General features: G+C 71.3%; 7 protein-coding genes. 2 read left to right on the top strand and 5 right to left on the bottom strand.

The genetic code is table 11. The annotated features are described in order from the left end of the window. Nucleotides 1–34 precede the first annotated feature (34 nt). The 3 genes from K9U40_RS21635 to K9U40_RS21645 form a co-directional block, all read right to left on the bottom strand. Nucleotides 35–427 carry a VOC family protein gene (locus K9U40_RS21635; RefSeq protein ID WP_282892188.1) on the bottom strand — a complete coding sequence of 131 codons (393 nt, stop codon included), beginning with the start codon at nt 425–427 and terminating at the stop codon, nt 35–37. 67 nt (nt 428–494) lie between these two features. Continuing rightward, nucleotides 495–1,676, bottom strand: a complete 1,182-nt coding sequence (locus tag K9U40_RS21640) for a phage portal protein (RefSeq protein ID WP_282892182.1) — start codon at nt 1,674–1,676, stop codon at nt 495–497. Nucleotides 1,677–1,750: 74 nt separating this feature from the next. Next, a complete protein-coding gene (locus K9U40_RS21645; RefSeq protein WP_282892183.1) occupies nt 1,751–2,257 on the bottom strand; it encodes an HPP family protein in 507 nt (168 codons plus the stop codon). 249 nt (nt 2,258–2,506) lie between these two features. Between K9U40_RS21645 and K9U40_RS21650 the strand changes: the two genes are divergently transcribed. Beyond that, nucleotides 2,507–2,782 carry a hypothetical protein gene (locus K9U40_RS21650; RefSeq protein ID WP_282892184.1) on the top strand — a complete coding sequence of 92 codons (276 nt, stop codon included), beginning with the start codon at nt 2,507–2,509 and terminating at the stop codon, nt 2,780–2,782. Nucleotides 2,783–2,788: 6 nt separating this feature from the next. Here K9U40_RS21650 and K9U40_RS21655 read toward each other — a convergent pair whose 3' ends face one another. Both K9U40_RS21655 and K9U40_RS21660 read right to left on the bottom strand, forming a co-directional pair. Further along, a complete protein-coding gene (locus K9U40_RS21655; protein ID WP_282892185.1) occupies nt 2,789–4,159 on the bottom strand; it encodes a DNA-packaging protein in 1,371 nt (456 codons plus the stop codon). Beyond that, nucleotides 4,062–4,583: a helix-turn-helix domain-containing protein gene (locus K9U40_RS21660; RefSeq protein ID WP_282892186.1), complete on the bottom strand. Its 522-nt coding sequence runs from the start codon at nt 4,581–4,583 to the stop codon at nt 4,062–4,064. The genes K9U40_RS21655 and K9U40_RS21660 overlap by 98 nt, the downstream gene beginning before the upstream one ends. Before the next feature lie 340 nt (nt 4,584–4,923). Here K9U40_RS21660 and K9U40_RS21665 point away from each other — a divergent pair, with 340 nt between their 5' ends. Continuing rightward, complete coding sequence (locus tag K9U40_RS21665) at nt 4,924–5,586, top strand: hypothetical protein (protein ID WP_282892187.1); 663 nt, start codon at nt 4,924–4,926, stop codon at nt 5,584–5,586. The last annotated feature ends 136 nt before the right edge of the window (nt 5,587–5,722 follow it).

The following is a 5,722-nucleotide window of genomic DNA, read 5'->3' on the forward strand; positions in this document are numbered from 1 at the left end:
GGGCGGAAGGGCGCGGGGCCGGCCCGCTAAACCCCTATTCAGGGGCGTGACAGCAGGCGCAGAGCTTGTTGCCGTCCGGATCGCGCACATAGGCCCCGTAATAGTGCGGATGATATTCGGGCCGCAGCCCCGGCGGCCCCTCGCAGATGCCGCCATGGGCCATGGCCACCGCATGGAAGGCCTCCACCGCCGCGCGCGATGGCGCCAGAAGCGCCACCATCTGGCCGTTGCCGGCAGACGCGGGGGCGCCATCGAACGCGCGGCCGACAATGAGCAGCGGTCGCTCGGCCTCCGCCGGCTTCCAGCCGGACCATGGGCGCTCGGGCTCCACGAACTTCAGCACCCAGCCCAGCGCCGGCAGCACCGCCGCATAGAAGGCGTGGGCACGGGCATGATCGTTGGTGCCGATATGGATGTGGGACAGCATGGCGGAGACCGTGTTGGCGTGTTCCTCCATCCCACAAAAGCGGCTGTGCGGAAAGCCGGAGGGTCTTTCACCGCAGCCGCCGTCCCCCCTCGCCATAGCCCGTCGCGGCGCGCTTCTCCTCGTCCGTGAGGAAGTCGGCCGCGCCGATGCGCGCCCAAAGCTCGGTGCGCTCGGCGGCCAGCGCCTCGGCCTGGTCGAGGTCGGGCACCAGCGACAGGCCCCCGCCATAGGCCGGGCCGAGCCACGAGGAGAGCGCGTCGCACACCCGGCGCACCAGCGGCACCACGCTCTGACGCCACAAGGCGCGGTTGGCTTCCGCGTAATTGGCGTAGGTGTTGTCGCCGGGAATGCCCAGAAGCAGCGGCGGCACCCCGATGGCCAGCGCAATCTCGCGGGCGGCGGAATTGCGCGCCGCCTCGAAATCCATGTCCTTGGGCGAGAGCGACAAAGGCCGCCAGTCGAGCCCGCCTTCCAAAAGCAGCGGGCGGCCGGCATTCACCGCGCCCTGAAAGGAGGCTTCCAGCTCGCCCTTGAGCCGCTCGAACTGCTCGTCGGAAAGCGCGCCCGCGCCGCTGTAGACCAGCGCGCCGGAGGGGCGGGCGGCATTGTCGATGAGCGCCTTGTTCCAGGCGCTGGCCGCATTGTGCAAATCGAGGGCCTGGGCCGCCGCCTCCAAAGGGGCGAAGCCGTAATGGTCGTCCAGCGGGTTGAAGGCGGTGAGGTGAAGGATGGCCGGCACATCCTCGCCCTCAATCAAGGTATCCTGCGGGATGCGCACGGTGCGCGCGCCCAAAGTGTAGTCGTAGGCCTCGGGCCAGCCGTCCGGGCCGGGCACCACCTTCACCCGGTCGGGGCGCAACAGGTGCAGCTCGCGGATCGCGCCGTCCACCGCCACCGCCTCCACATAGGCGTTGCCGGCCACCATGAGGTGGCTGCAGATGGCCTCCATGAGGGAGGATCCGGTCAGGCGCGGGTTGGGCCGGCGCATGAGGTCGAGCAGCGGATGGGTCTCCATCTCCTCGCGCCCGGCCATGAGCACCAGCGGCAGGGCGGAGGCGGATTCGCCGATGAGCCGCACCGCGCGATAGGCAATGGCGTTCTTGGTGAAGCCCTCGCGGGCAAGGGAGGCATAATCGCGCGGGGTCCAGCGCGGCCGCCCGGCGGAGAACAGGGCGATGAGGGGCGCGGCGCGGCTCGCCTTCTCCTCGGGCGGGCGGCGGCGGAAGGGGGCGAGAAGCTCGGCCAGCATGAAGGGCTCCGGAAACGAAAAAGCCGCCCCGGAGGGCGGCCTTGATGCGGGTGGCAGGTGCCTGCGGCGGCGCCTCAGGCGATGCGGCGCGGATAATCGTGGCGCGGCGGCAGGCGGTGGTAGAGGCTCGCGATCAGCACCAAAGCGATGGAGCCGGCGAAGACGATGCCGCCCAGTTCGAACGGATCGCTGGCGGCCACCCCCATCAAAATGGGCACCGCCCCCGCCGGCGGATGGGACACGCGCAGGAGCAGCATGGCGAGGATGGCGAGCCCCACGCCGAGGGCCGCCGCCCACCAGGCGCCGGGGAACACCACCGCCACCAGAAGGCCGATGGTCGCCGAGACCGCATAGCCGCCGATGACATTGGCCGGCTGGGCCAAAGGCGTCGCCGGATGGCCGAACAGCAGCACCGCGCTGGCGCCGAAGGGCGCGATGAGCAGCGGCAGTTGGGTGAAGGCGGCGGCGCCGCCCACAAGGCCCATGCCGAGCATGCCGCCGGCGCCGGATTTCAGGCCGACGAGAAGCGATCCGCAATGGGGCTCGTGACGCGCGAAGAAGGCTTTCAGATGCTGTCTCATGGCTCCGGATGGGGCAGTAGGGGCCAATGGAGGGCAAATGTCTGCACACGCCGTTGTCATGCAGCCTCATTTGTAGGCACAATGATGCATGTATTTTGGATACATGCAATGGATCATCGGCTGCTCGCCGGCATGGGGCACAAGATCGTTTCGGCGTGGCCGCCGGGGGCGTACAATGAATCATGTTGACCCCGATGACGGCATCCGGGCGACAACAGGCGTCCTGGGGAGACGCAAAGGGAGGGCGTCATGCTCTATGCCCTGGTCCTCATTGTCACCACGACGACGGTTCAGCCCATGGCCACCACGGCGTTCGGCTACGCGCCGGATCCCTATGTCACGCCCCGGGTGGTCATGCATACCTCGCAGCGGCTGGTCGGCTATTACCGCACCGAGCGGGGATGTCTCGGCGCCAGCCTCAAGCGCAACCAGAACTGGCCGGATTTCGAGCCGGGCCAGAGCGTCACCGGCCTGTGCGTGCAGGTGCAGATTCCGGTGGGCGCGGACATGGTCGGCGGCAGCTGACCCCGGTCACAGCCCCCGCACCCGCGGCGCGCCGGCCCTGGGGCCGAGCGCCAAAGCGGTGACCGCCCACACCAGCGCGTCGAGCCGGTCCGGCGAACGGCCCGACGACAAGCCATCCGTGCCGAAATCGCACATCTCGTCCTCCAAAGCGGGGAAGGCGCCGGCGTGGCGTACCCGGCCCTGCTCGTAGAGCGCGGCCACGGGCTCGGCGCGCAGGAACTTGCCGCGCGTGGCGCGCACCTGTTCCACCGGAACGCCGTCGTCCACCTCGGCGATGACGGCGCGCACCATCTCGCCGCCCTGATTCACCTCGGCGATGACGAGATCCGCCTCGAAGCGGCGGAACAGCGCCACCGCCTTCGCCGCCCATTGGGCGGGCCTGAGGCCGGCGGCGCTGTCGTCCGCCAGCACATGCACCACGCCCGTCGCGTCGATGCCGGCGCAGACGAGGCCGCAGGCATCCGCCCCGGCCCGCGAGGAGGCCGGCGGGTCCACCGCCACCACGATGCGGACGAGGGGCGGCGCCTCCGCCTCCCGCAGCGCTTCCAGCGCCGGACGGGAGAACAAGGCGTCGGCGCGGTCCTCGATCAATTCGCCGTCCAGCTCCTGCCGGCCGAGGCGGGTGCCGCCATAGCGCGCCAGCACCTGGCCGAGGAAGCTCGGGGCGAGGTGGAAGGCGTTGTCGGCGGTGCGCGCCCGCGTCACGGCGGTGGAGGGGTCGGCCAGCAGGCGGCGCAGCAGCGCGGTGGGGCGCGGCGTGGTGGTCACCATCTGGCGCGGCCGGGCGCCAAGCCGCAGGCCGAATTGCAGCATGTCGAAGGTGGCCTCGGCCCGCTTCCACTTGGCCAGTTCGTCCAGCCAGGCGGCGGCGAACTGCGGGCCGCGCAGGCTTTCGGGATCCTCCGCCGAAAAGCCCTGCGCCACCGCGCCATTGGCCCATTCGAGCCGGCGCCGGGTGGGCTCCCAGCGCGGCCGCTCGGCGCGCGGATGAACGGCAAGCAGGCCGGAGACCCCCTCCACCATCACCTCGCGCACGTCGGCCATGGTCTCGGCCACCAGCGCGATGCGCCCCACCGGCTGGTCGGCGAAGGGCGGGCGGCCGAGGGCGAGGCCCCGCACCCATTCGGCGCCGGCGCGGGTCTTGCCGGCGCCGCGCCCGCCCAGCACCAGCCAGGTGGTCCAGGGATCGCGGCAGGGCGCAAGATCGGGCGGCAGCTGGTCGGGGCGGGCCCACAGGGCCCAGTCGGCGAGGAGGAGTTCGGCTTCAGCCTCCGGCAGCTCATTCAGCAGGCTCTGCGCCCGGCCCGTCCGCGCGCAGGCGATCAAGGCGGCGCGCAAGCTCGCGGCGGAAGGTGTCGAGGTCGCGGACGGCGTCATCTTCGGCTTTCACCTTGCGGCTTTTGTGCGCCTCCGCCTCCAGAGCGGAAAGTTCGCGCAGGGTGCGGGCGAGCACGGCGAGGGCACGGGCGTCCTTCTCCGCATCGGCGGCGGGGCGGGGCTCTCTTGTGGCGGCGTCGGCCTCGGGCGGCACGGCCTTTCCGAGGCGCTGCTCGATCTCGTCGAGCTGGCGCTCGGCCGCGCGCCACAGCCGGGACAGAAGATGCTCCCGCGCCGGCGAGGCGCTGCGGACGCCCGGCGCCAGCGTCACCCGCCGGGCCACCGGCTTCAGGGTGACGGTGCCGTCGGACGCCACCTCCCGGTCGATCCAGTAATAGACCTGGGAGGGCTTCAGGGCGGTGCGGCGGGCGATCTCGGTGAGGGGCGCGCCATCCAGATAGAGCTGGCGCGCAAGCTGTGCCATGGCTGGCACCCGGCGGGGCGGCAACGCTTTGCGCATGGGACTGTCCGGAAAGGGGTGGGCCCTGGAGCCGTGCGGCGGGCGAACCGGCGCTCGAAACCGGCATCGAGGACGGCGCGGGGGGCGGAGCCCGTCAGGCACACGTCTCGAACATGGACAAAACCTAGCGGAGCAGCGTTACGCTGTCAAGGATAAAAGTCCTATTACGGACAAAAAGCCTCGCAGGCTGGCGGGGACCCCGGCGGCCTTCCACCTGCGCGCACTGGCGCGATGGCAAGCCGGGACGGCCTGCGCTATGGAGAAAGGGCTGGTTCTCCGGCTCTGCTTCGGGCGCGATGCCATCATGTTTGTGCTGCCGGCCGTGCTGCCGCTCGTTTTCCTGGCTTGCCTGCTCGCTCCTGCGCGTGCGCTGGAGTCCGGCGCGCCCTCGCCCGCGGAGCCCTGGCCCGACACCGCTGCCATGCGCCGCGCCGCGCAGGACTTCATCGACGAGCTCAACCGCACGCTGCTCGCCCAGCCCAGCGCCACCCTGACGCTGGAGCGCTGGTGCGGCGCCCGCGGCATCGGCGACCCGGCCCTGGTGCGGGCGGAGCGCGAGCGCGCGGGCGAGGACCCGGCCCCGCAGGAGGTGCGCGCCCTGCTCGGCGCCGATGCGCAGACCCCGGTACGACACCGCCGGGTGCGGCTCACCTGCGGCGCCATCGTGCTGTCGGAGGCCGACAATTATTACCGGCCGGATCGCCTGACGGACGAGATGAACGCCATCCTCGACACCACCGACACGCCTTTCGGCAAAGTGGTGCGGCCGCTCGACTTCCGCCGCCGCACGCTGGAGGCGCGCCTGTTGTGGCGGCCGGCGGAGGAGGCGCCCTCCTCCGGCACCCTGGAGGTTCCCCGGTTCGTGCTGGCCCATCGCGCGGTGCTGACGCTGCCCGACGGCACCCCCTTCAGCGCGCTGATCGAGCGCTACACCTCCGGCGTCCTGGCGTTTCCCGCGCCGAAGTGAGGCGGGGGCGGAGGCAAGAAGGGGCCGTCCGCGCGGGATGAGAGCCGCCCTCTCCTCCGATGCGACGCGCCCCCTCTCCCGCCTGCGGGGGAGGGATGCTGGCTCTTATACACATCTGACGCTGCCGACGACTTAA

It is taken from the genome of Xanthobacter autotrophicus, from assembly GCF_030015065.1.
Classification (GTDB): Bacteria; Pseudomonadota; Alphaproteobacteria; order Rhizobiales; family Xanthobacteraceae; genus Xanthobacter; species Xanthobacter autotrophicus_D.